Here is a 21124-nt window from a genome sequence, read left to right on the forward strand (position 1 = left end):
TCATGCGAAGCGACCCTCCCCCCTCCAGGAGAGGGTAAGGCGCGTCTGGGTCCTGTATACATTATCAAGGATAATGGTATCAACGTACTCTCATTATTAGCCTTGAAGGTTTCCATCTCTCAGCTATTGTATACATAACGCATACATAAGCCGTGGGGGTGAGACCGATGACAAAACCCTTCCCGATGAATGCCTGGTACGCCGCCGCCTGGGATGCCGAGGTGAAGCCGGCGCTGCTGCCGCGGACGATCTGCGGCAAGCACATCGTCATGTATCGCAAGGCCGACGGCTCGGTCGCCGCGCTGGAAGATGCCTGCTGGCACCGCCTGGTGCCGCTGTCGAAGGGCCGGCTCGAAGGCGACACCGTCGTCTGCGGCTATCACGGCTTGAAGTTCAACGCGCAGGGGCGCTGCACCTTCATGCCCTCGCAGGAGACCATCAACCCGTCGGCCTGCGTGCGCTCCTATCCCGTGGTCGAGCGCCACCGCTACATCTGGCTCTGGATGGGCGATCCTGCGCTGGCCGATCCCGCGCTCGTCCCCGACCTGCACTGGAATCACGATCCGGCTTGGGCCGGCGACGGCAAGACCATCCACGTCAACTGCGATTATCGCCTCGTGCTCGACAATCTCATGGACCTCACCCACGAGACCTTCGTGCACGGCTCCTCGATCGGCAACGACGCGGTCGCGGAGGCGCCGTTCGACGTCACCCATGGCGAGAAGACGGTCACGGTGACGCGCTGGATGCGCAACATCGAGCCGCCGCCGTTCTGGGCCAAGCAGCTCGGCAAACCGGGCCTCGTCGACCGCTGGCAGATCATCCGCTTCGAGGCGCCGTGCACCATCGCGATCGACGTCGGCGTCGCGCCCGCCGGCACCGGTGCGCCGGAAGGCGACCGCTCGAAAGGAGTCAACGGCTTCGTGCTCAACACCATCACGCCGGAGACCGAGAAGACCTGTCACTACTTCTGGGCCTTCGTGCGCAACTATCGCATCGGTGAGCAGCGCATCACCACCGAGATCCGCGAGGGCGTCTCCGGCATCTTCCGCGAGGACGAACTGATCCTCGAAGCGCAGCAGCGTGCCATGGACGAGAACCCGGACCGGATCTTCTACAACCTCAACATCGACGCCGGCGCGATGTGGTCGCGCAAGCTGATCGACCGGATGGTGGCGAAGGAAAATCCGCCGCCGCGCCTCCAGGCCGCGGAGTAGGTCATGGCCGAGCGTGAGGTCGACCGCTCCGTCTCGCAGACCGTGAAGGCGCAGCTCGCGCTGCGCGACCAGATCCTGTCCGGCGCCTTGCGGCCGGGCGAGCGCATCTCCGAGCTGCAGGCGGTGGAAACCACCGGCGCCTCGCGGACCCCGGTGCGCATGGCGCTGGTGCGGCTGGAGGAGGAAGGGCTGCTGGAGGCGATCCCCTCCGGCGGCTTCATGGTGAAGGCATTCTCCGAGCGCGACATCTCCGATTCCATCGAGCTGCGCGGCACGCTGGAAGGCTTGGCTGCGCGCTTTGCCGCCGAGCGCGGCGTCTCCGCGCGCGAACTCGAGCCGCTGAAGGAGTGCCTCGCTGCGATCGACGAATTGCTGCGCCAGGTGCCGATCTCGATCGAAGCGTTCTCGTCCTATGTCGCGCTGAACGCGCGCTTCCACGCGCTGCTCACGGAGCTCTCGCGCAGCCCGCCGCTGATCCGCCAGATCGACCGCGCCTCGGCGCTGCCGTTCGCGTCCCCGAGCGGCTTCGTGATGGCGCAGTCCGCGCTGCCCGAGGCGCAGCAGATCCTGATCATCGCCCAGGAGCACCACCGCGTCGTGCTCGATGCGATCGAAAATCGCGAAGGCGCGCGCGCAGAAGCCATCATGCGCGAGCATGCGCGGCTGGCGGTGCGCAATTTGCGGCTTTCGCTGCGCAACCGCACCCATCTCGACCTCTTGCCGGCGCTCGCGCTGATCAAGTCCGCAACCGACTGAGGGCAGTCACCATGCGCTTCATCGAAACCTGGATTCCCGCGATGCTCGCCGCGACGCGCGATCTCGCCCCTGATATTCGCGAATTCCTGATCCGGCCCGACCAGTTCGACGGCGCGGCCTATCCGGTCGGCAGCCACATCAATGTGAGCGTGACCATCGACGGCTTGCCGGAGACGCGATCCTATTCGCTGGTCGGCGAAGCCTCCCCGCACGGCTTGCGGATCGCGGTGCGCCGTGCCGAGGATTCCCGCGGTGGCTCGCGCTACATGTGGCAGCTCAAGCCGGGCGCGCGGCTCGACATCACCCGGCCTGCCTCGCTGCTCGCGGTCGACTGGGCGCGCGAGAGCTACTGCCTGGTGGCCGGCGGCATCGGCATCACGCCGATCTTCGGTGCCGCGCAGGTGCTGGCGCGGCGCGGCGCCGACGTCAGGCTGCATTATGCGGTGCGCTCGCGCGGCGAGGCCGCCTATCTCGACGATCTCGCCGCGATGCTCGGTGATCGCCTGGTCGTTCATGCCGGCGACGAAGGCCGGCGCCTCGATCTCGACGCCGTGTTCGCATCGTTGCCGCAGGGCACGCTAGCCCTGTTCTGTGGCCCGATGCGCATGCTCGACGCCGCGCGCCACGCCTGGATCGGTGCCGGCCATCCGCTGCCCGATCTGCGCTACGAGACCTTCGGCTCCAGCGGCACGTTGCCGACCGAGACCTTTCGCGTGCGCTTGAAAGGCTCCGATATCGAGCTCGAAATCCCGCGCGAGCGCTCGATGCTGGACGTGCTCAACGCCGGCGGCCACGACGTCATGTATGACTGCAAGCGCGGCGAATGCGGTCTCTGCGCCATCGACGTGGTGGCGGTCGAGGGCGAGATCGACCATCGCGACGTCTTCTTCAGCGACCATCAGAAGGAGAGCAACCAGAAGATCTGCGCCTGCGTCTCCCGCGCACGAGGCACCATCACAGTGGATACGCTGCTGCGGGCGGACGCGGTTTGAGGCTGGGAGAGGTCGTTGTGCCCCGGGCTTGTCCGGGCATCCACGCTCTTCATGTCAAGCGGTGAGGCGTGGATGGCCGGGACAGGCGCGGCCATGACGTTTGTGGAGGCACCAACCCTACGCCGCAAAAGTCGCCCGCAGCTTCTTCGTTTCCAGCAGGGCCATCACCCCGTCGGCCGACACCGGGCGGCTGATCAGATAGCCCTGAACCTCGTCGCAACTGATCTGCCTGAGATATTCGAGCTGGTCGGCGGTCTCGACGCCCTCCGCGACCACGCCGATGTTGAGATCGCGCGCAAGGGAGATCACCGATTTCACGATGGCGGCGCAGTCCGGCTGCACCAGCATGTCGCGGATGAAGGACTGGTCGACCTTGATGCGGCTGAACGGCAGCTTGCGCAAATAGGTGAGGGAGGAGAAGCCCGTCCCGAAATCGTCCAACGCCACGGTGACGCCGAGCTGCAGCAGCGCGTTCAGGACCGACTCGGCCGAGCCGTATTTCGACAGCAGCATCGATTCCGTGATCTCGATCTCGAGCCGGTGCGGGGCGATCTTCGCATCGGCGAGCGCCTGCACGATGATCTGGAGAATGCCGGCATTGTGAAACTGCGCCGCGGAGAAATTCACGGCGACCCTGATCTCATCGGGCCATCTGGCGACGGCCGCGCAGGCGCGGCGGATCACCCATTCGCCGATCTCCTGGATCAGCCCGGTCTCTTCCGCAATCGGGATGAATTCGCTCGGCGGCACCAGTCCGCGCTTGGGATGTTGCCAGCGCAGCAGCGCCTCGAAGCCGGTGATCCGGCTTTGGTCGAGATCGAGGAAGGGCTGGAACACGAGGAAAAGTTCGTTGCGCGCGATCGCGCCCTCGAGGTCCGATTGCAGCGCCTTGCGGTCGCGCGAGACCCTGTCGTCGCTCGCCTCGAAGAAACGGATCGTGCCCGGGGCCGCCTTCTTGGCGCCGTAGAGCGCCGCGTCCGCATTCTTCATCACGTCGAGCGGTGTGGTGCCGTCGCGGGGTGCCAGCACGATGCCGACGCTGGTCGCACCCACGATCTGGCGGCCCTCGATGCGGAACGGCTCCGTGAAGGCGGCGACGAAGCGTTCGGCGATCTCGAGTGCATCTTCGGGACGCGCCAGATTGGCCATCACCAGCGCGAACTCGTCGCCGCCGATGCGCGCGACATGCTCGGCGGCGCGCGTGCAGCGTTGCAGGCGGCTTGCGACCTGGACCAGGAATTCGTCCCCGGCCGGATGGCCGAACTTGTCGTTGACCTCCTTGAAACGGTCGAGATCGAGCAGGAGCACCGCGAACTCCTCGCCGGACAACGCCAGCCGCTTGAACGCAGCCTCGAGCGTCTCGTTGAATGCGACGCGGTTGGGAAGGTGGGTCAGGGGATCCAGCCGCACCGTTCGGTCCGCCTCGATCTGCCGCACCACGCGGCGCGCGAACGAGAATGAATTGACGAACACGCCGCGCAGCAGCACGCTGCCGTAGACCACGACGAGAAAGGCGATCAGAAGAAAGGCCAGATCGCCGTTTCTGCCGAGGCAGATGGCGATCCCGACGAAGATCGGAGCCGTGAAGGCGATGGCTGCGATCGGGATGGTGGCGAAGGCGAGCGCGCCGCCAGCCAGCATGCCCGAGCACAGGCAGGTGATGACGAGCTGGCCGCCGGTCGAAGCATCGGCAAAGAAGGCGACCGGGACGATGCCCCAGGCGGCGCCGAGAATGAAGGCATTCCGCACCAGCCGGTGCATGGCGCGGCGCGAGACGAATTGCGGCTTCGTGATGCGGCGCGAGGCGCGGGATTGCAGCCCGAACGCGATCGCGGCACTGGCCACGGCGGTGGCCCAGATCAGCGCAAAAATCCTGTCCGGCGACTCCCAAAGCGCGATGGCGAGCACGATGGCGTTGCAGGCATTGGCGAGCATGATGCCGACCGAATAGCCGAGCACGAGCGACATCTGCTCGGCGCGGATATGGCCAGCTATGGCTTCGTCCGTCACGGGACCGCCAAAGGCCGACAGATCGCCGGCGAGCAGCCGCGCGACATAGTTGGTCGTTTGAGTCCGCATCTCAGAGCCTGCAGCATGAGCCGTTTGTCCGGCTCGGTCGGGAGAATTCGCTGCAAACCTTTGACGAACTATGAATTATCCTTAGCTGCAGCGGCCGCCGTAACCACTTCTGCGTGTTCGAGAGAGAGTATCGATAACAAATCGATACAAATCCGCGATGGCCGAGCAATCTCCGCGGTTAGCTTCGCCGTCATTGCCCGCCTGATGTGCAATTGCGCTCCAGGCGGACGATGACAGGTTGCAGGGAAATGCGGTCACCGCCCCAGCTGCTTCGGATCGTAATAGAACCGCTCCTCGACCAGCTTATCGCCCCGCCAGGTCTGCCACGCGATCTCATCCAGCGTGCGCGTGACCCCTTCCGCATTGGTGAAGCTAAAGGTCCAGCGCGTCGCGACATGGTCACCCTCGATCAGGCTGGGACCGATGCGCAGCGCCTTGACTTCCTTGCTCGCAGCCAGCACGCCGCGCTCCTTCGCCACCAATTTTTCCCGCCCGACCGTGGGGGCGGTGTTGTTCTCGTAGGTCGCAGCATCGGGCGTATAGAAATGTTCGATCGCGCCGACGAAATCTCCGTCCTCCAGGCGCCTGGCAAAAGCTTCCACCACCTCACGGCTCGGCATGGTGCACCTCTCGACAAAACCGACTGACAGTCGGTAATTACCGACCGGTAGTCGAAAAGTCAACTGGCGGCCTGCGCACGACTGGATTAGACGAGACCCATGGCGAAACAGGCGGAGCGTCGCGCGGCGACATCGGAGGCGATCCTTACGGCGGCACGCCGCCTGTTCGGAACGCGAGGCTTTGCGGCCACCACCATGGACGAGATCGCCGAAGGCGCTTCCGTCGCCAAGGGCGCGGTCTATCATCACTTCAAGACCAAGGAGGCGGTGTTCGAGGCCGTGTTCGACCAGGTCTCGCGAGACCTCGTCGTGGAGATCGACGGTGCCGCGCGCGCCGAGAAGGACGTGCTCGCCGCGATGGTCGCCGGCACCCAGCATTACTTTGCCGCGACCGCGAAGGGCCCGACCGGCCAGATCATCCTGCGCGACGGTCCCGCCGTGCTCGGCTGGGAGCGCTGGCGCGAGATCGACGCGCAGCACTTTGGCGGAAAGCTGCCGCGTGCGTTGTCGGCGGCGATGGAGGCCGGCCTGATCGCGCGGCAACCGGTCGAGCCGCTGGCGCGGCTGCTGCTCGGCGCGGTCACCGAGGCCGCCGTCGCCTGCGCCGGTCGCGCCGATATCGCAAGAGCGGGCGCGGAATATGCCCGTGCGTTCAAGTCGCTGGTCGAGGCGCTGCGCCTGCGCCCATGATTGTGCTAGGTCGATACCGGAAACGCCACCCCAACAAGAAGAACAGTAGCGCATGAACGCAAACTCCGCTCTCACACCGTCCGATCCCGAATTCGACTACATCATCGTCGGTGCCGGCTCTGCCGGCTGCGTGCTCGCCAATCGGCTGTCGGCGAACGGCAAGCACAGCGTGCTGCTGCTCGAAGCGGGTCCAAAGGATTCAAACATCTGGATCCATGTGCCGCTCGGCTACGGCAAGCTGTTCAAGGAGAAGTCCGTCAACTGGATGTATCAGACCGAGCCGGAGCCCGAGCTGAAGGGACGGCAGGTGTTCCAGCCGCGCGGCAAGACGCTGGGCGGCTCGAGCTCGATCAACGGCCTGCTCTATGTCCGCGGCCAGCACGAGGATTACGATCGCTGGCGCCAGCTCGGCAACACCGGCTGGGGCTATGACGACGTGCTGCCCTATTTCAAGAAGGCCGAGAATCAGTCGCGCGGTGCGGATCAGTATCACGGCACGGATGGTCCGTTGCCGGTCTCCAACATGATCGTGACCGATCCACTGTCGAAAGCCTTCATCGACGCCGCGGTCGAGACCGGTCTGCCCTACAATCCCGATTTCAACGGCGCCACGCAGGAGGGCGTCGGCCTGTTCCAGACCACGACGCGCAACGGCCGCCGTGCTTCGACGGCGGTTGCCTATCTCGGCCCGGCAAAGAGCCGCGGCAATCTCAAGATCGAGACGTCAGCGCTCGGCCACCGCGTGCTGTTCGAGGGCCGCCGCGCCGTCGGCGTCGAATATCGGCAAGGCGCGCAGCTCCGCCGCGCCCGCGCGCGCAAGGAGATCGTGCTGTCGAGCGGCGCCTACAATTCGCCGCAGCTTCTGCAGCTCTCCGGCGTCGGTCCCGCCGACCTGTTGCGCAAGCACGGCATCGACGTGGTGCTCGACGCTGCTGGCGTCGGTAACGACCTCCAGGACCACATGCAGGTCCGCATCGTCATGCGCTGCTCGCAGAAGATCACGCTCAACGACACCGTCAACCATCCGCTCCGCCGCACCATGGCCGGCGCGCGCTATGCGCTGTTCCGGAAAGGCTGGCTGACGATCGCGGCCGGCACCGCGGGCGCGTTCTTCAAGACCAGCCCGCGCCTCGCCTCGCCCGACATCCAGGTCCACTTCCTGCCGTTCTCGACCGACAAGATGGGCGAGAAGCTGCACGACTTCTCCGGCTTCACGGCGTCGGTGTGCCAGCTCCGTCCCGAGAGCCGCGGTTCCCTGCGCATCCGGAGCGCGGACCCGACCGTGCCGCCGGAAATCCGGATTAACTACATGTCGACCGAGACCGACCGCGCTACCAATGTCGAAGGCATCAAGATATTGCGCAGGATCCTGAATGCACCGGCGATGAAGCCGTTTGTGGTCAGCGAGTACGATCCCGGCGCGAAGGTATCCACGGACGCTGAAATCCTGGAATATTGCCGCGAGCGCGGCAGCACCATCTACCATCCGACTTCGACCTGTCGTATGGGCAACGACGCGCTCGCGGTGGTCGATCAGCGGCTGAAGGTGAGGGGGCTCGAAGGCATCCGCGTCGTCGACGGCTCGATCATGCCGGACCTCGTGTCGGGGAACACCAACGCGCCAATCATCATGATCGCCGAAAAGGCCTCGGACATGATATTGCAGGATGCGCGCTAATCCGCGCACGTCGAAAGGACAACAGCTTGGCTACGCGACTGAAGATCGGCACCCGCAAGAGCGCGATGGCGCTGGCACAGACGGAAGAGATCGCGCGCCGCCTGACCGCCGCCATCCCCGGTCTCGACGTCGAGATCGTCAAGTTCGACACCACGGGTGACACCGACCAGGTCAGCAAGCTGTTGCCCCATGGCGGCAAGGGCGGCGCTTTCGTGGCGCAGATCCGCGCCGCCGTGCTTGCGGGCGAGTTGCAGGCGGCGATGCACTCGCTGAAGGACATGCCCGGCAATGAGGACACGCCGGGCCTCGTCATCGGCGCCACGCTGTCGCGCGATCCACCGGGGGATGCGCTGGTACTGCGCGACGGCGTGACATTGCAGGCGCTGCGCCAGTCCGGCGGCAAGGGGTTCAAGATCGGCACTAACGCGGTGCGCCGTGCCGCCTATGCGCGGCGGCTGTTTCCCGACGTCGAGGTGATCCACTTCCGCGGCGCGGCCGACACGCGCGTGCGAAAGCTCGACAATCGCGAGAAGCAGCGCCTGCCGGAGGGCGGCGCCGTCGGCCCGGCCGATGCACTAATCATGGCGCGGTCGGGTCTCGACCGCGTCGGTCTTGCGAGCCGCATCGCCTATGAATTCACCGCGGCCGAGATGCTCCCGGCCGCGGGGCAGGGCATCGTCGCGGTCGAATGCGCGGCGCAGGACTGGCAAACGCGGCAAATCCTGTCATCGATCGACGATCCCGCCGCGCATGCCTCGGCGGATGCCGAGCGCGAGGTCTTGTGGGTGCTGAACGGCCACTGCAATTCGCCGGTGGCGGGCTTCTCGACCATCAGCGGCGATCAGATGTCGCTTACCGCATCCGTGCTCGATCTTTCCGGCAACACCATCATCGAAGCTTCGCGCGAAGGCGCCGCCGATCGCCCTCGCGAACTCGGCCGGGCGGTGGGCCTGGATCTGCTGATGAAGGGCGCCGCCGAGATCATCGAGCGCAGCCGGCCGCGCTGAGGCTTGTTGCGGATGCCGCGCCTGTTTTGCCCGACGCTTCAATTGCGCCTCTGAGCCGTGTCATGCCGGCCCAGTCTTTTCAATGACTTGTCTACTGTGCATGGGGTTGTTTTCGCGTTTTCTGTTTCCGCCCCTTTTCCCGGGGGGCGGGACGAATTAACCCCGCACCCGCTTGATCATCCGTTCGACATGGGCGATCGGCGTCTCCGGCTGGATGCCGTGGCCGAGGTTGAAGATCAGCCGCCCTTGCGCAAAATTGGCCAGCACGTTGTCGACCGCGCGGTCGAGCGCGGCGCCCCCCGTGATCAAGACCAGCGGATCGAGATTGCCCTGCACGGCGACCTTGCTCTGCACGCGCTCGCGGATGAAGGCCGGCTCCGCGGTCCAGTCGATGCTGACCGCATTGACGCCGGTCGCCTCGACATAGCCCGGCAGCAGCGCGCCGGCGCCGCGCGGAAAGCCGATGATCTTGGCATCCGGCACCTTGGCCCGCACGCCCTCGACGATGCGCCGCGTCGGCTCGACCGACCAGCGCGAAAATTCGGCCGGCGGCAGCACGCCGGCCCAGGTGTCGAAGATCTGCAGGGCGTTGGCGCCGGCTTCGAGCTGCGCCAGCAGATATTGAATGGAATTCTCGACCAGCACGTCGATGATCTCCGCGAACGCCTCCGGATGGCGGTAGGCCAGCATCCGTGCCGGCGCCTGGTCGGGCGTGCCCTGGCCGGCGACCATGTAGGTCGCGACCGTCCATGGCGCCCCGCAGAAGCCGATCAGCGCGATCTTCGGATCCAGCGCGCCGCGCACGCGCCTGAGCGCCTCGAACACCGGCTCGAGCTTGCCGAAATCGGCGTGCCGCGCCAGCGTCGCGACCTTGGCGGGATCGTCCAGCGGATCCAGCCGCGGGCCTTCGCCGACCTCGAACCGCACCGAGCGCCCGAGCGCGTGCGGGATCACCAGAATGTCCGAGAAGATGATCGCGGCGTCGAAGCCGAACCTGCGGATCGGCTGCAGCGTCACCTCGGCCGCAAGCTCCGGGTTGAAGCAGAGATCGAGGAAGCCGCCGGCCTTGGCGCGCCCCTCGCGATATTCTGGCAAATAGCGGCCGGCCTGCCGCATCATCCACATGGGCGGGATGCTCTGGCGCTGGCCGGAAAGCACGTCGATGAAGGGCATTTTTGCAGATTGGGGCACGAACGGTCCTGAACAGGGTTATCGCTCCTGATACACCGCCTCGGCCCTCAGCGGAACAGGGGAACCAGCGCTATCGGGCCGCGTTGACCAGCCGATGGAGGAGATCATGGCTGAGACATTCAATCCCGCGCCGCACGACAAGCACGCTGACGATCTGCACGAGGCGCTCGCCGCCGATCGGCACTCCAAGCTCGACGCCGGGCTGAAGGACACCTTTCCGGCGTCCGATCCCGTGAGCGCGGCCCAGCCGACGCCCTCGAAGGCCGATGCGGATGCCGAGCATCCTTCGCTCTGGGAGAAGGTCAAGGCCATCTTCAGCTAGCGGAACGCGGCGCGGATTCCGATCGCCTTGCTAACACCTTGTTAGCGATGCGCTGATCGCGGCGTCCGTAGGACTACTGGAAAACCGAGAGATCGCTCCCTATTCGGGTAGCGATTTCAGAGTTCACTAATAGAAGCGGCAGAGGTTCCGAGACATCGGAGAACTCTGCCGCATGAGCGCTGCTACCCAACGAGCCGGATGGAGCCGCCTGCCGCTGCGCGCGGCGGCGTTCGTCGTGCTGACCTGTGCGACCATTCTCGGCGTCAGCGGCTGGCGCGAATGGGCCGCGCGCGACGCGGTGCTCCGAGGTGCCGAGACCGAGATGGCGAATGTCGCCCGCTTGCTGACGCAGCATGCCGAGGACAGCCTCGATCTCCTGGATTCCGGCGTCGTCGGCGTCGTCAGCCGGCTCGAAATGGATGGCACCGGCCCCACCACCGTCGCCAAGCTCGGCAACGTCATGGAGGCGCGCAGGAAGGCCGTCCCGCGCATCCACAGCTTCGCCATCATCGACGACCAGGGCAACTGGCTGACCTCGCCCGGCACGATCGGCTCGACGCTCAGCGACGATGCGTTCTTCCGCTATCATCAGCTCTCCCCGAAACGGGAGGCCCATGTCGGCCGTCCCGTGAAGAGCCTCCTCGAGGGCGAATGGGTGGTTACCCTGTCGCGCCGCTTCAACAAGCCGGACGGCAGCTTCGGGGGCGTCGTGCTCGCCACCATCAGCTCCAATTATCTCGCGCACTTCTACGAGCAGTTCGAGATCGGCCGCAACAGCTCCGCGGCGCTGGTCCATGGCGACGGCTTGATCATCGCGCGCAATCCCAGCAACGACAAGTTTGTCGGCCGCAGCGTCGCCGATGGCCCGCTGTTCCGCGACGCCGGCCTGCAACGGCCGAGCGGCGCCTATCATTTCAAGTCGCCGTTGGACGGCGCCGAGCGGGTCAGCTTCTTCAAGCGCTCTGGCCGCTATCCGCTGGTTCTGCTCGCCACGCTGGACAAGGAGGAGCTGCTCGCGCCCTGGCGCGGCGCGGCCATCTCCCGCATGCTCTATGTCGCCGCGCTGGTGATGCTGATCGCGGTCATCGGCGCCGTGCTGGTGCGGCAGTTGCAGCGTGGCCAGCTCATGGCTGCGGCCCTGATCGAGAAGGAGGCGCATTTCCGCCTGCTCGCCGAAGGCTCCAGCGACATGGTGACCCGCATCGGGCTCGACGAGCGGCTGCGCTATGTCTCACCTTCCTCCATGCGCGTCGTCGGCTGGCGAGCCAACCAATTGATCGGCACGCCGGCGCTGGCAGGCATCAATCCGGAGGATCTGCCGGAGGTCCAGGCGATCGTCGACGCCATGAAGCGCGGCGAGCGCGACGAGGCGCGCCTCACCTACCGCAACTCGCACCGCCAGCACGGCGAAGTCTGGCTGGAATCGACCATGCGGGTGACGCGCAAGGACAATGGCCGCGTCGACGGCGTCGTTGCGATCTCGCGCGACATCACCGAGCACAAGAAGCTGGAAACCAGGCTCGAGACGCTTGCGATCGAGGATAGCCTCACCGGCCTTGCCAACCGCCGTCGCTTTGACGAGCGGCTCAAGGAAGAATGGGCGCGGGCCTATCGCGACCGCTCCAGCCTCGCTTTGCTGATGATCGATGTCGATCACTTCAAGGCCTATAACGACGAATACGGCCATCCCGCCGGCGATGCCTGCCTGCGCCTTGTGGCAAAGATCATCGCGGCCGAGACGCAGCGCGCCGGCGATCTGGCAGCGCGCTATGGCGGCGAGGAATTCGCCATGCTGCTGCCGAACACCGACGCCACCGGCTGTGCCCTGGTCGGCGAGCGGATTCGCGCCGCCATTCACGCGGCGGGCCTCGTTCACAGCAGCAATCTGGCATCCGGGTGCGTCACCGTCTCGGTGGGCGGTGCGACCTGCCGGCCGGCGCTGGAGCGCACGGCCGGGGTGACCTCGCTGGTCGAAGCTGCCGACCGCGCGCTCTACGCCGCCAAGGACGCGGGCCGCGACCGCCTGACGATGTCCGGCGAGGTCATGAACCTGTTGCCCAAGGCGTCCGGCCAGTAGGATTGCTCAGTAGTGCGGTGGAGGTTCGTTGGCGGGACCAGGCGCATTGGCCTCGGCCTCCCGCAGCCGCTCGCCGAGTTCTGCGATTTTCCGCGTCAGTAGATCGATCTGCTTCCACTGCGCGGTGATGGTCTGGTTCAGCGTCTCGATCGTGTCGTCCTGATAGGCGAGCCGCGTCTCCAGCGTGTCGATGCGCTCGCCCAGACTCTTGATCTCATTCGTCACGCGTCACGTCCTTGTTCCGCTCGCGCAAACCGTGGCCGAGCGCGACGCGCTCGTCGAACACGAAGCATTCGCCGCGCCAGCGACTCTGCGCCTCCGGCACCTCTTCCAGATATCTAAGGATGCCGCCCTTGAGGTGATAGACCTCGGCAAAGCCGCGCGCGAGCAGATGCGCGCTCGCCTTCTCGCAGCGGATGCCGCCGGTGCAGAACATCGCGATCCTGCGGTGCTTGGCGGGATCGAGCTCGATTGCGGCAAAATCCTTGAACTGGCCAAAGCTCCTGATCCCGGGATCGACCGCGCCTTCGAACGTTCCCATTGCCACCTCGAAGGCGTTGCGGGTGTCGAGCAACAGCGTATCTGGTGCCGAGATCAGCGCGTTCCATTCGCTGGCATCGACATAGGTGCCGACCTGGCGGGTTGGATCGGCCGCCGCATCGCCCAGCGTGACGATTTCCTTCTTCAGCCGCACCTTGAGCCGTCCGAACGGCATCGCCTCGGCAGTGGAGAATTTCAATTCGAGATTGTTCAGCCTGCCGCCGAACACCTCGCCATGCGCCAGCTCACGGGCAAGGGCGTCGATCGCTGCCGGCGCTCCGGCGAGCGTGCCGTTGATGCCCTCCTGCGCCAGCAGCACGCTGCCCTTCAGCTCGAGGCCGGCGCAGAACGAGCGCAGCGGCGCGCGCAGCTCGCGGTAATCCGGGAGGGCGGCAAATTGGTAGAAGGCGGCGACCTTGGTGGGCGAATTCGGATCAGACATGGCGGCTCGTTTAGCAGGCGACTGCCGCTCAGAAAACCCGCATGGCCGCGGGTCTCGAAAGGTCTATACGCTCAGCGGATGGCAGCCATTTCTTGGTATGCCAGCATTGCCCCGGCGGGCGGGAATGTGCCATGTAGACCGGGTTTTTTCCGAGATGGCGCGCCACCCGCGCCCACGGCCAAGAGAGCAAAGATTCGATGAGAAACTTCCATTTTCCCGGCAGGTCCACGGTCCACGCCACCAACGCGATGGTCGCGACCTCGCACCCGCTGGCCTCGCTCGCGGCGATCGAGGTGCTGCGCGAGGGCGGCACGGCGGTGGACGCAGCGGTGGCAGGCTCGGCCGTGCTCGGCGTGATCGAGCCGCAATCGACCGGTATCGGCGGCGACTGTTTCGCGCTGGTCCAGCCGCGCGGCGAAGGCAAGATCATCGCCTATAACGGCTCCGGCCGGGCGCCGAAGGCGGCGAATGCCGGCTGGTATCTCGAGCGCAAGATCAACTCGGTGCCGCTGACCTCGGCGCATGCGGTGTCGATCCCGGGCGTGGTCGATGCCTTCGCGACCGTCCTGCGCGATCACGGCAAGTTCGGCTTCGACCGGTTGCTCCAGCCCGCGATCAAGGCGGCCGAGGAAGGCTATGTCGTCGCGCCCCGCATCGCTTTCGACTGGAAGAACCAGTTCGAGAAGCTGAAGAATGGCACCAACACCGTGCGCTACCTGTTACCGGGCGGCAAGCCGCCGGTGGCCGGCGACGTGATCCGTCAGGTCGAGCTCGGCAAGACCCTGCGCGCAATCGCCAAGGACGGGCGCGATGCCTTCTACAAGGGCGAGATCGCGGAGGACATGGTCGAGACCCTGCGCGGGATCGGCGGCCTGCACACGCTCGATGATTTCGCCGCGCACACCACCGAGACGACGTCGCCGATCGGCACCATGTACAAGGGCTACGACGTCTGGCAGTGCCCGCCAAACGGCCCGGGCGTCACGGCGCTCCTGATGCTCAACATCCTGTCGCGGTTCGACCTGACCAAATACGCGCCCGTCAGCGTCGAGCGCTTCCATCTCGAGGCGGAAGCCGCGCGCATCGCCTACATGAATCGCGAGATGCATGTCGCCTCTCCCGAGCACATGAAGATCAACGTCGCCGAGATGCTCGAAAAGGGTTTTGCCGATGAGTACATCAGCAAGATCCGCATGGACGGCATGCTCGACCTGCCCAATGTCGCGCCGCCGATGAATCCCTCGACCATCTACATCACGGTGGTGGACAAGGACCGCAACGTCTGCTCGTTCATCAATTCGGTCGCGCATTCCTTCGGCTCGGCGATCGTCTCCAACAAGACAGGCGTCCTGTTCCAGAACCGCGCTGGCGGCTTCCGCATCCAGCCCGGCCATCCCAACTGCATCGAAGGCGGCAAGCGGCCGCTGCACACGATCATGCCGGGCCTACTGACCAAGGGCGGCCGTTCCACGATGTCGTTTGCGGTGATGGGCGGCCAGTACCAGCCGACCGGCCAGACCCGTCTCCTGACCAACATCCTCGATTACGGCTGCGACGTGCAGGAGGCGATCGACATGCCGCGCGGCCTGCACTACGAGGGCCAGTATCAGCTCGAGGACAACGTGCCGACTGCAATCGTCGAGGGCCTGAAGAAGATCGGCCACAAGACCACCAGCGTGGTTGGTCCGCTCGGCGGCGCCCAGGCAATCTGGATCGATTGGGACAAGGGCACGCTCACCGGCGGTTCCGATCCGCGCAAGGACGGCTGCGCGTTGGGTTATTGATCGCAGCGCCAGTTCCCGGCGCGAAATCAGGAAAAGTTGACGCAGGGCGATGCGGCATTTGCTGCATCGCCCTTTTCTCATTCGGAACGGAGCTCATTGCTTCAGGTTAAGGGGCGATGGGCGGTGCAGGCGTGCGCTGCTTTGAGAGATCAGCGGCGGAGGCGTCGATGTCCGGCACATCAAGTTCCAAACAATCTGCATTCGATCGGCGTGCCTTCCTAGCCGGAGCGGCCGGCAGCGCGCTCGTCCCGCTCACGGCGCGCGCGACTGCAGAGGAGGCCAGGGCGCCGGTTGCACAGGATGCGGCGCTTCCCGTCGGTGTCACTCTGCGGGTCAACGGCAAGGAGAAGCACCTGTCCATCGATGCGCGCACCACGGTGCTCGATGCATTGCGTGAACATCTCAAGCTCACCGGCAGCAAGAAGGGTTGCGACCATGGCCAATGTGGCGCCTGCACGGTACTGATTGGCGATCGGCGCGTGGTGTCGTGCCTGACGCTCGCGCTCGCGGCCGAGGGGCAGGAGATCACGACGATCGAAGGTCTCGCCACCGACGAACGCCTGCATCCGATGCAGCAGGCCTTCATCGACAACGACGCGTTCCAGTGCGGCTATTGCACGCCCGGCCAGATCATGTCGGCCGTCGGCTGCGTCAAGGAGGGCCATGCCAACAGCGAGGCCGACATCCGCGAATATATGAGCGGCAACATCTGCCGCTGTGCCGCCTATCCCAACATCGTCGCCGCGGTGAAGCAGGCCGCGCCCGAGATCATGAAAGGCTAGGCGCATGCGACCGTTTTCGTATCAAAGGGCAACAGACCCCGATATGGCCGTGCAGGCGCTCGGCGCCGCTGCGGCCGCAAACATTCCTCTGCCTCAGGCCCTCGCGCAGCCGCTGGCGGGCGGTACCACGCTGATCGACCTGATGAAGCTCGACGTGATGCGGCCCGCCGCGATCGTCGACATCAATCCGCTCGCGCGCGGCTGGTCGGAGATCGAGCCCAGGAGCGATGGTGTGCGCCTCGGCGCGCTCGCGAAGATGGCGGATGTCGCCGCGCATGAGGAAATCCAGCGCAACTATCCGGTGATCGCCAATTCCCTGAAGCTTGCGGCCAGCGCCCAATTGCGCAACATGGCGACGCTCGGCGGCAACGTGATGCAGCGAACGCGTTGCAGCTATTTCCGCGATGTGTCCTATGAGAATTGCAACAAGCGCAATCCCGGCTCCGGCTGCGCCGCCCTGGACGGCGTCAACCGCATGCATGCGGTGCTCGGCGTCTCCGACCACTGCATCGCGACCTATCCCGGCGATTTCGCGCAGGCGCTGATCGCGCTGGATGCAATGGTCGAAATCACCGGAAAATCCGGGGTCCGCAGCCTGCCGTTTGCCCAGCTGCACAAGGCGCCCGGCAGCACGCCGGACATCGAGACCGCGCTGCAGCCAGGTGAGCTGATCTCGGCGTTCTCCATTTCCGGACGCTGGCCCCGTTCGGTTTATCTCAAGGCGCGCGACCGGCAGTCCTATGAGTTTGCGCTGTCCTCGGCGGCGGTCGCGCTCGACCTGCAGGACGGCACGATCCGGGACGCACGCGTCGCGCTCGGCGGTGTCGCGACCGTGCCCTGGCGGGCGCGCGAGGCGGAGGCCCTGTTGAAAGGACAGAAATTCGACGACGGCCTGGCGCAGCGTGTTGCCGCTGTCGCTTTCGCAGGCGCCAAGGGGCGGCGGCACAACAGCTTCAAGATCGCGCTCGGCAAGCGCGTCGTGGCCCATGCGCTCCAGCAGGCCGTAACGATGGAGGTCTGATCATGACCGTTGCTGTTCCCGAGCCAAAGACGAACATGGGTCAGCCTGTGCCGCGCTATGATGCGGTCGTGAAGGTGACGGGACGCGCGACCTATGCGTCCGACATGCCGCTCGCCGCCCCCGCCTATGCGTTCCTCGTCACCAGCGCGATCGCCAAGGGACGGATCGACAGCTTCGATCTCGAGGGCGCAAGGCGCGTCCGCGGCGTGATCGATATCGTCACCCATGAGAACGCGCCGAAGCTGAAGGACTCCAAGCTCTTCAGCAATGGCGGCTATGCGGGCACGACGATCCAGCCGCTGAAATCGGCCGACATCGCCCATGACGGCCAGATCATCGCGGTGGTCATCGCCGAAACCTACGAGGCGGCGCGCGAGGCCGCCAACCGCGTCAAGGTCAGCTACACCGCCGCCACCCCAAGCGCGAGCTTCGACTCGCCGGGCACGACCAGCGCGGCCGCGAAGGGGCAGAATGCACAGTTCAAGGAAGACCCGAAGGTGGGCGATTTCGCCAAGGCGTTCGATGAGGCCGAGGTCAAGCTGACCGCCTCCTATGAGACGCCGACGCAGCACCACAATCCAATGGAGCTGTTCTCGACAAGCTGCGCGTGGATGGGCGACGAGCTCGTCATCTACGAGCCAAGCCAGTTCGTCTACGGCCTGAAATATGGCGTCGCCGAACAGCTCGGCATCGCTGCCGACAAGGTGCGCGTGGTCAACCCCTATGTCGGCGGCGGCTTCGGCTCCCGCGGCTCGATGACGCCACGCACCGCCATCATCGCCAGCATTGCCAGGCGCCTGAACCGGCCGGTCAAGCTGGTTCCGACCCGCGACCAGGGCTTTACCATCACCACCTATCGTGCCGAGACACGCCACGAGATCAAGCTCGGTGCGCGTCGCGACGGCAAGCTGGTCGCGCTCAGGCATGAGGGCGCCGAGCTGTCGTCGCGGCCCGACGCCTATTGCGTCGGCGGCACCAAGACCACGACGCGGCTCTACGCCTGTCCGAATGTCGACAGCCTCGTCTCGATCGTGCGGGCCGACCGCAACACGCCCGGCTTCATGCGCTCGCCGCCAGAGGTGCCGTACCTGTTTGCGCTGGAAAGCGCGATGGACGAGCTCGCGGTCAAGCTGAACATGGATCCGGTCGAGCTCCGCCGTATCAACGACACCACCAACGAGCCCATCGGTGGCAAGCCCTACACCTCGCGCGCGCTGATGGCCTGTTTCGACGAAGCCGCCAAGGCGTTCGGCTGGGCGCAGCGCTCGCCGCAGCCGAGGTCGATGTCGGACGGGGACTGGTTGATTGGCTATGGCTGTGCGGCCACCTGCTATCCGACCCAGATGGGCCCCGCCGCGGCACGCGTACGTCTGCAGCGCGATGGCCGCGCCCGCGTCGAGATCGCCGGCCACGAGATCGGAACTGGGGCCTACACCGTCATTGCTCAAACGGCAGCCGAAAGGCTCGGCGTGCCGCTCGAGAAGGTTGCCGTCTTCATCGGCGACAGCGATCTGCCGCCGGCGCCCGTCGCGGGAGGCTCGAACTCCACGGCCAGCACCTGTTCCGTCGTCATGATGGTGTGCGATCAGATCCGGCAGCGTCTTTTCAAGGCGGAGATGCCGGGTCAAAGCCTGACCGACAAGGCGAAAGAGACCGTTGGCATCGGCCAGACACCGGCCACGCAGGCGGCGAAGGGGGACCGTCCGCTCGACCTGCAGAAGGCGTTCGACGCACTCGGTGTCGGCGTCGTCGAGGAATATGGCGAGTGGAAGCCGGAAGGCGCGCCGCTGGATTCCTTCCGTGCCATGCATAGCGGCCAGGTACGGCTCGTGGGCGGTCACGCGATGAAGGACCAGATCGCCTATGCGTTCGGTGCGGAATTCGTCGAAATCCGCGTCAACCGCTTCACGCATGAGATCCGCTGTCCCCGCCTCGTCGGCGCGTTCGCTGCGGGCCGCATCATGAACCCGCGTACCGCGCGCAGCCAGCTGATGGGCGGGCTGATCTGGGGCATGTCGTCGGCGCTGCTGGAGGCCACGGAGATCGACGAACGCAATGCGCGCTACGTCAACGACAATCTCGCCGATTACCTCGTGCCCGTGAATGCGGACGTGCCCGACGTCGAGGTCATTTTGTTGTCCGAGCAGGATGACCACATCAATCCCGTCGGCGCGAAGGGCATCGGCGAGCTCGCCAATGTCGGCACCAATGCGGCGATCTGCAATGCGATCTATCACGCCACGGGCCAGCGCATCCGCAAGCTCCCGGTCCGGCTGGAAAATATCGAAGCGTGAGGGGTGGAAACCTCTCTCGCGTTGCGCTAGACACCTTCCGCCCCAAACGGAAGGTGCCTTATGCAGCGTTTTCAGCGCGCGCTTCTCGCCCTGATGTCGGCGCTCGCGATTACCATGATCGCCGGCGTGTCGCATTTTGTTTCCACCACGGCCTCGGCCCAGACCGCAGGAAAGACCATGACCACAGCTTCAGGCTTGCAGATCATCGATACCACCGTCGGCACCGGTGCCTCGCCGCAGCCCGGCCAGATCTGCGTGATGCACTATACCGGCTGGCTTTACGAGAACGGCCAGAAGGGCAAGAAATTCGATAGCTCCGTCGATCGCAAGGAGCCGTTCGAATTCCCGATCGGCAAGGGCCGCGTCATCGCCGGGTGGGACGAGGGCGTTGCCTCCATGAAGGTCGGCGGCAAGCGCACGCTGATCATCCCGCCGCAGCTCGGCTACGGCGCGCGCGGCGCCGGCGGCGTGATCCCGCCGAACGCGACGCTGATGTTCGACGTGGAATTGCTCGCGGTGAAATAGTTACTGTCATTCCGGGGCGATGCGTTCGCATCGAACCCGGAATCTCAAGATTCCGGGTCTGGTCCTTCGGACCATCCGGAATGACGGCTCAAACAAAAAGACCGGCCTTTCGGCCGGTCTTTTGCTTTTCAACTTGCCGCGCGTCATTCCGCCGCGCGCTTGGCCCCTGCTGCGGCGCGATCGATCGCGTCCTTGGCGGCGTCCTTGGCATCGCCCATGGCCTGCTGGCCCTTGCCCTTCACTTCCTGGACCACGCCTTCGCCCTTCATGCGGTCTGAACCGGTGGCTTCACCGACGCCTTGTTTGGCCTTGCCGATCGCCTCGTTGGCGGTGCCCTTGATCTTGTCGGTCGTGCTGCCCATGAAACTCTCCTTTCATCTTGCTCGCAAAGACAACGTCCCGCAGCTACGAGGGTTCCGAAATTGGTATGGCTCGCGGGCGCCGCTTCGGGTTAGTTTGCCGCGCACGGAACCAACAGAAAGCAAGTCCCATGACCGGTCATGACCATTCGCACTCCCACCATGATCACGATCATCATGATGATCGCTGGAAACATGACGGCGTGCGCGTCATTCCCGGCAATCAGCTCGACACCAACGTGCCGTCGACGGCCGGCATGGACCGTGCCGCCGCCATCAACTTCGCTCGCGTCGGCGCGCAAAAATTGTGGGCCGGCACCGTCAGCATCAAGCCCGACGCCAAGACCGGCGCGCATCACCACGGCCATCTCGAGAGCGTCATCTATGTCGTGAAGGGCAAGGCGCGGATGCGCTGGGGCGAGAGCCTGCAATTCACCGCGGAGGCCGGCCCCGGCGATTTCATTTTCGTCCCGCCGTACGTGCCGCATCAGGAGATCAACGCCAGCCCGGACGAGGTGCTGGAATGCGTGCTGGTGCGCAGCGACGGCGAGGCGGTGGCGATCAACCTCGACATCGAGCCGGTCGAGAAGCCCGAAACCGTGCTGTGGATCGATCCGGTGCATCGGGACCCCAACGAGAAGAAGTAGGTTTGACGGCCTCACGGGGGTCGACACGGCGGACCCGGGCAAGCGCAAGGCCGAAAAAATTCCGGAAGCCGTGTCGGATGGCCGCCAGGCCATCCGTCCTT

20 protein-coding genes are annotated in these 21124 nt (G+C 65.4%); 14 read left to right on the forward strand and 6 right to left on the reverse strand.

What is annotated here, in order from left to right:
* The first annotated feature begins 167 nt into the window (after nucleotides 1-167).
* From X268_RS05740 to X268_RS05750, 3 genes are read left to right on the forward strand one after another with little or no spacing between them, the layout of a single operon-like run.
* The gene (locus tag X268_RS05740) at nucleotides 168-1217 is read left to right on the forward strand and encodes an aromatic ring-hydroxylating dioxygenase subunit alpha (RefSeq protein ID WP_128924031.1); all 1050 of its coding nucleotides are present in this window, start codon (nucleotides 168-170) and stop codon (nucleotides 1215-1217) included.
* A gap of 3 nt (nucleotides 1218-1220) precedes the next feature.
* The gene (locus X268_RS05745) at nucleotides 1221-1973 is read left to right on the forward strand and encodes a GntR family transcriptional regulator (RefSeq protein WP_128924032.1); all 753 of its coding nucleotides are present in this window, start codon (nucleotides 1221-1223) and stop codon (nucleotides 1971-1973) included.
* A gap of 11 nt (nucleotides 1974-1984) precedes the next feature.
* Nucleotides 1985-2965, forward strand: coding sequence for a PDR/VanB family oxidoreductase (locus X268_RS05750; protein ID WP_128924033.1), 981 nt, complete (start codon nucleotides 1985-1987; stop codon nucleotides 2963-2965).
* A 117-nt stretch (nucleotides 2966-3082) separates the two neighbouring features.
* On the opposite strand, the gene X268_RS05755 is transcribed toward X268_RS05750, so the two are convergent.
* Together X268_RS05755 and X268_RS05760 are read right to left on the reverse strand one after the other, a co-directional pair.
* A complete protein-coding gene (locus tag X268_RS05755; RefSeq protein ID WP_128924034.1) occupies nucleotides 3083-5044 on the reverse strand; it encodes a putative bifunctional diguanylate cyclase/phosphodiesterase in 1962 nt (653 codons plus the stop codon).
* 254 nt (nucleotides 5045-5298) lie between these two features.
* Nucleotides 5299-5664, reverse strand: coding sequence for a nuclear transport factor 2 family protein (locus X268_RS05760; RefSeq protein WP_128924035.1), 366 nt, complete (start codon nucleotides 5662-5664; stop codon nucleotides 5299-5301).
* Nucleotides 5665-5763: 99 nt separating this feature from the next.
* On the opposite strand from X268_RS05760, the gene X268_RS05765 reads away from it, so the two are divergent.
* Genes X268_RS05765 through hemC form a run of 3 tightly spaced genes read left to right on the forward strand, consistent with a single transcriptional unit; the run spans nucleotide 5764 to nucleotide 9039 of the window.
* Entirely contained in the window at nucleotides 5764-6354 is a 591-nt protein-coding gene (locus tag X268_RS05765; RefSeq protein WP_128924036.1) for a TetR/AcrR family transcriptional regulator, read from the forward strand.
* A 52-nt stretch (nucleotides 6355-6406) separates the two neighbouring features.
* Nucleotides 6407-8032: a GMC family oxidoreductase gene (locus tag X268_RS05770; protein ID WP_128924037.1), complete on the forward strand. Its 1626-nt coding sequence runs from the start codon at nucleotides 6407-6409 to the stop codon at nucleotides 8030-8032.
* Nucleotides 8033-8058: 26 nt separating this feature from the next.
* Nucleotides 8059-9039 carry a hydroxymethylbilane synthase gene (gene hemC, locus X268_RS05775; RefSeq protein WP_128924038.1) on the forward strand — a complete coding sequence of 327 codons (981 nt, stop codon included), beginning with the start codon at nucleotides 8059-8061 and terminating at the stop codon, nucleotides 9037-9039.
* 156 nt (nucleotides 9040-9195) lie between these two features.
* Here the strand turns inward: hemC and hemE are convergent, their stop codons facing one another.
* Nucleotides 9196-10230, reverse strand: a complete 1035-nt coding sequence (hemE, locus tag X268_RS05780) for a uroporphyrinogen decarboxylase (protein ID WP_128924039.1) — start codon at nucleotides 10228-10230, stop codon at nucleotides 9196-9198.
* A 106-nt stretch (nucleotides 10231-10336) separates the two neighbouring features.
* Between hemE and X268_RS05785 the strand changes: the two genes are divergently transcribed.
* Complete coding sequence (locus tag X268_RS05785; protein WP_164937556.1) at nucleotides 10337-10552, forward strand: hypothetical protein; 216 nt, start codon at nucleotides 10337-10339, stop codon at nucleotides 10550-10552.
* 172 nt (nucleotides 10553-10724) lie between these two features.
* Nucleotides 10725-12629: a sensor domain-containing diguanylate cyclase gene (locus X268_RS05790; RefSeq protein WP_128924041.1), complete on the forward strand. Its 1905-nt coding sequence runs from the start codon at nucleotides 10725-10727 to the stop codon at nucleotides 12627-12629.
* Nucleotides 12630-12635: 6 nt separating this feature from the next.
* Here the strand turns inward: X268_RS05790 and X268_RS05795 are convergent, their stop codons facing one another.
* Entirely contained in the window at nucleotides 12636-12854 is a 219-nt protein-coding gene (locus X268_RS05795) for a SlyX family protein (RefSeq protein WP_035700013.1), read from the reverse strand.
* Nucleotides 12844-13611: an oxygen-dependent tRNA uridine(34) hydroxylase TrhO gene (gene trhO / locus X268_RS05800; protein WP_128924042.1), complete on the reverse strand. Its 768-nt coding sequence runs from the start codon at nucleotides 13609-13611 to the stop codon at nucleotides 12844-12846. Before trhO ends, X268_RS05795 begins: the two co-directional genes overlap by 11 nt.
* A gap of 197 nt (nucleotides 13612-13808) precedes the next feature.
* Between trhO and ggt the strand changes: the two genes are divergently transcribed.
* The 5 genes from ggt (at nucleotide 13809) to X268_RS05825 (ending at nucleotide 20017) form a co-directional block, all read left to right on the forward strand.
* Nucleotides 13809-15395, forward strand: a complete 1587-nt coding sequence (gene ggt, locus X268_RS05805; protein WP_128924043.1) for a gamma-glutamyltransferase — start codon at nucleotides 13809-13811, stop codon at nucleotides 15393-15395.
* Nucleotides 15396-15562: 167 nt separating this feature from the next.
* Nucleotides 15563-16177: a (2Fe-2S)-binding protein gene (locus tag X268_RS05810; RefSeq protein WP_128924044.1), complete on the forward strand. Its 615-nt coding sequence runs from the start codon at nucleotides 15563-15565 to the stop codon at nucleotides 16175-16177.
* 4 nt (nucleotides 16178-16181) lie between these two features.
* Nucleotides 16182-17198 (forward strand): FAD binding domain-containing protein, encoded by a 1017-nt coding sequence (locus tag X268_RS05815; RefSeq protein WP_128924045.1) that lies wholly within the window; start codon nucleotides 16182-16184, stop codon nucleotides 17196-17198.
* A 2-nt stretch (nucleotides 17199-17200) separates the two neighbouring features.
* The gene (locus X268_RS05820; protein ID WP_128924046.1) at nucleotides 17201-19492 is read left to right on the forward strand and encodes a xanthine dehydrogenase family protein molybdopterin-binding subunit; all 2292 of its coding nucleotides are present in this window, start codon (nucleotides 17201-17203) and stop codon (nucleotides 19490-19492) included.
* A gap of 60 nt (nucleotides 19493-19552) precedes the next feature.
* Nucleotides 19553-20017, forward strand: coding sequence for an FKBP-type peptidyl-prolyl cis-trans isomerase (locus tag X268_RS05825; protein ID WP_128924047.1), 465 nt, complete (start codon nucleotides 19553-19555; stop codon nucleotides 20015-20017).
* Nucleotides 20018-20160: 143 nt separating this feature from the next.
* Here X268_RS05825 and X268_RS05830 read toward each other — a convergent pair whose 3' ends face one another.
* Nucleotides 20161-20379 carry a CsbD family protein gene (locus X268_RS05830; protein ID WP_128924048.1) on the reverse strand — a complete coding sequence of 73 codons (219 nt, stop codon included), beginning with the start codon at nucleotides 20377-20379 and terminating at the stop codon, nucleotides 20161-20163.
* Between the two features lie 128 nt (nucleotides 20380-20507).
* On the opposite strand from X268_RS05830, the gene X268_RS05835 reads away from it, so the two are divergent.
* Nucleotides 20508-21023 (forward strand): cupin domain-containing protein, encoded by a 516-nt coding sequence (locus X268_RS05835; RefSeq protein WP_028134790.1) that lies wholly within the window; start codon nucleotides 20508-20510, stop codon nucleotides 21021-21023.
* The last annotated feature ends 101 nt before the right edge of the window (nucleotides 21024-21124 follow it).

Origin of the sequence: Bradyrhizobium guangxiense (assembly GCF_004114915.1) — a bacterium.
GTDB classification, from domain to species: domain Bacteria; phylum Pseudomonadota; class Alphaproteobacteria; order Rhizobiales; family Xanthobacteraceae; genus Bradyrhizobium; species Bradyrhizobium guangxiense.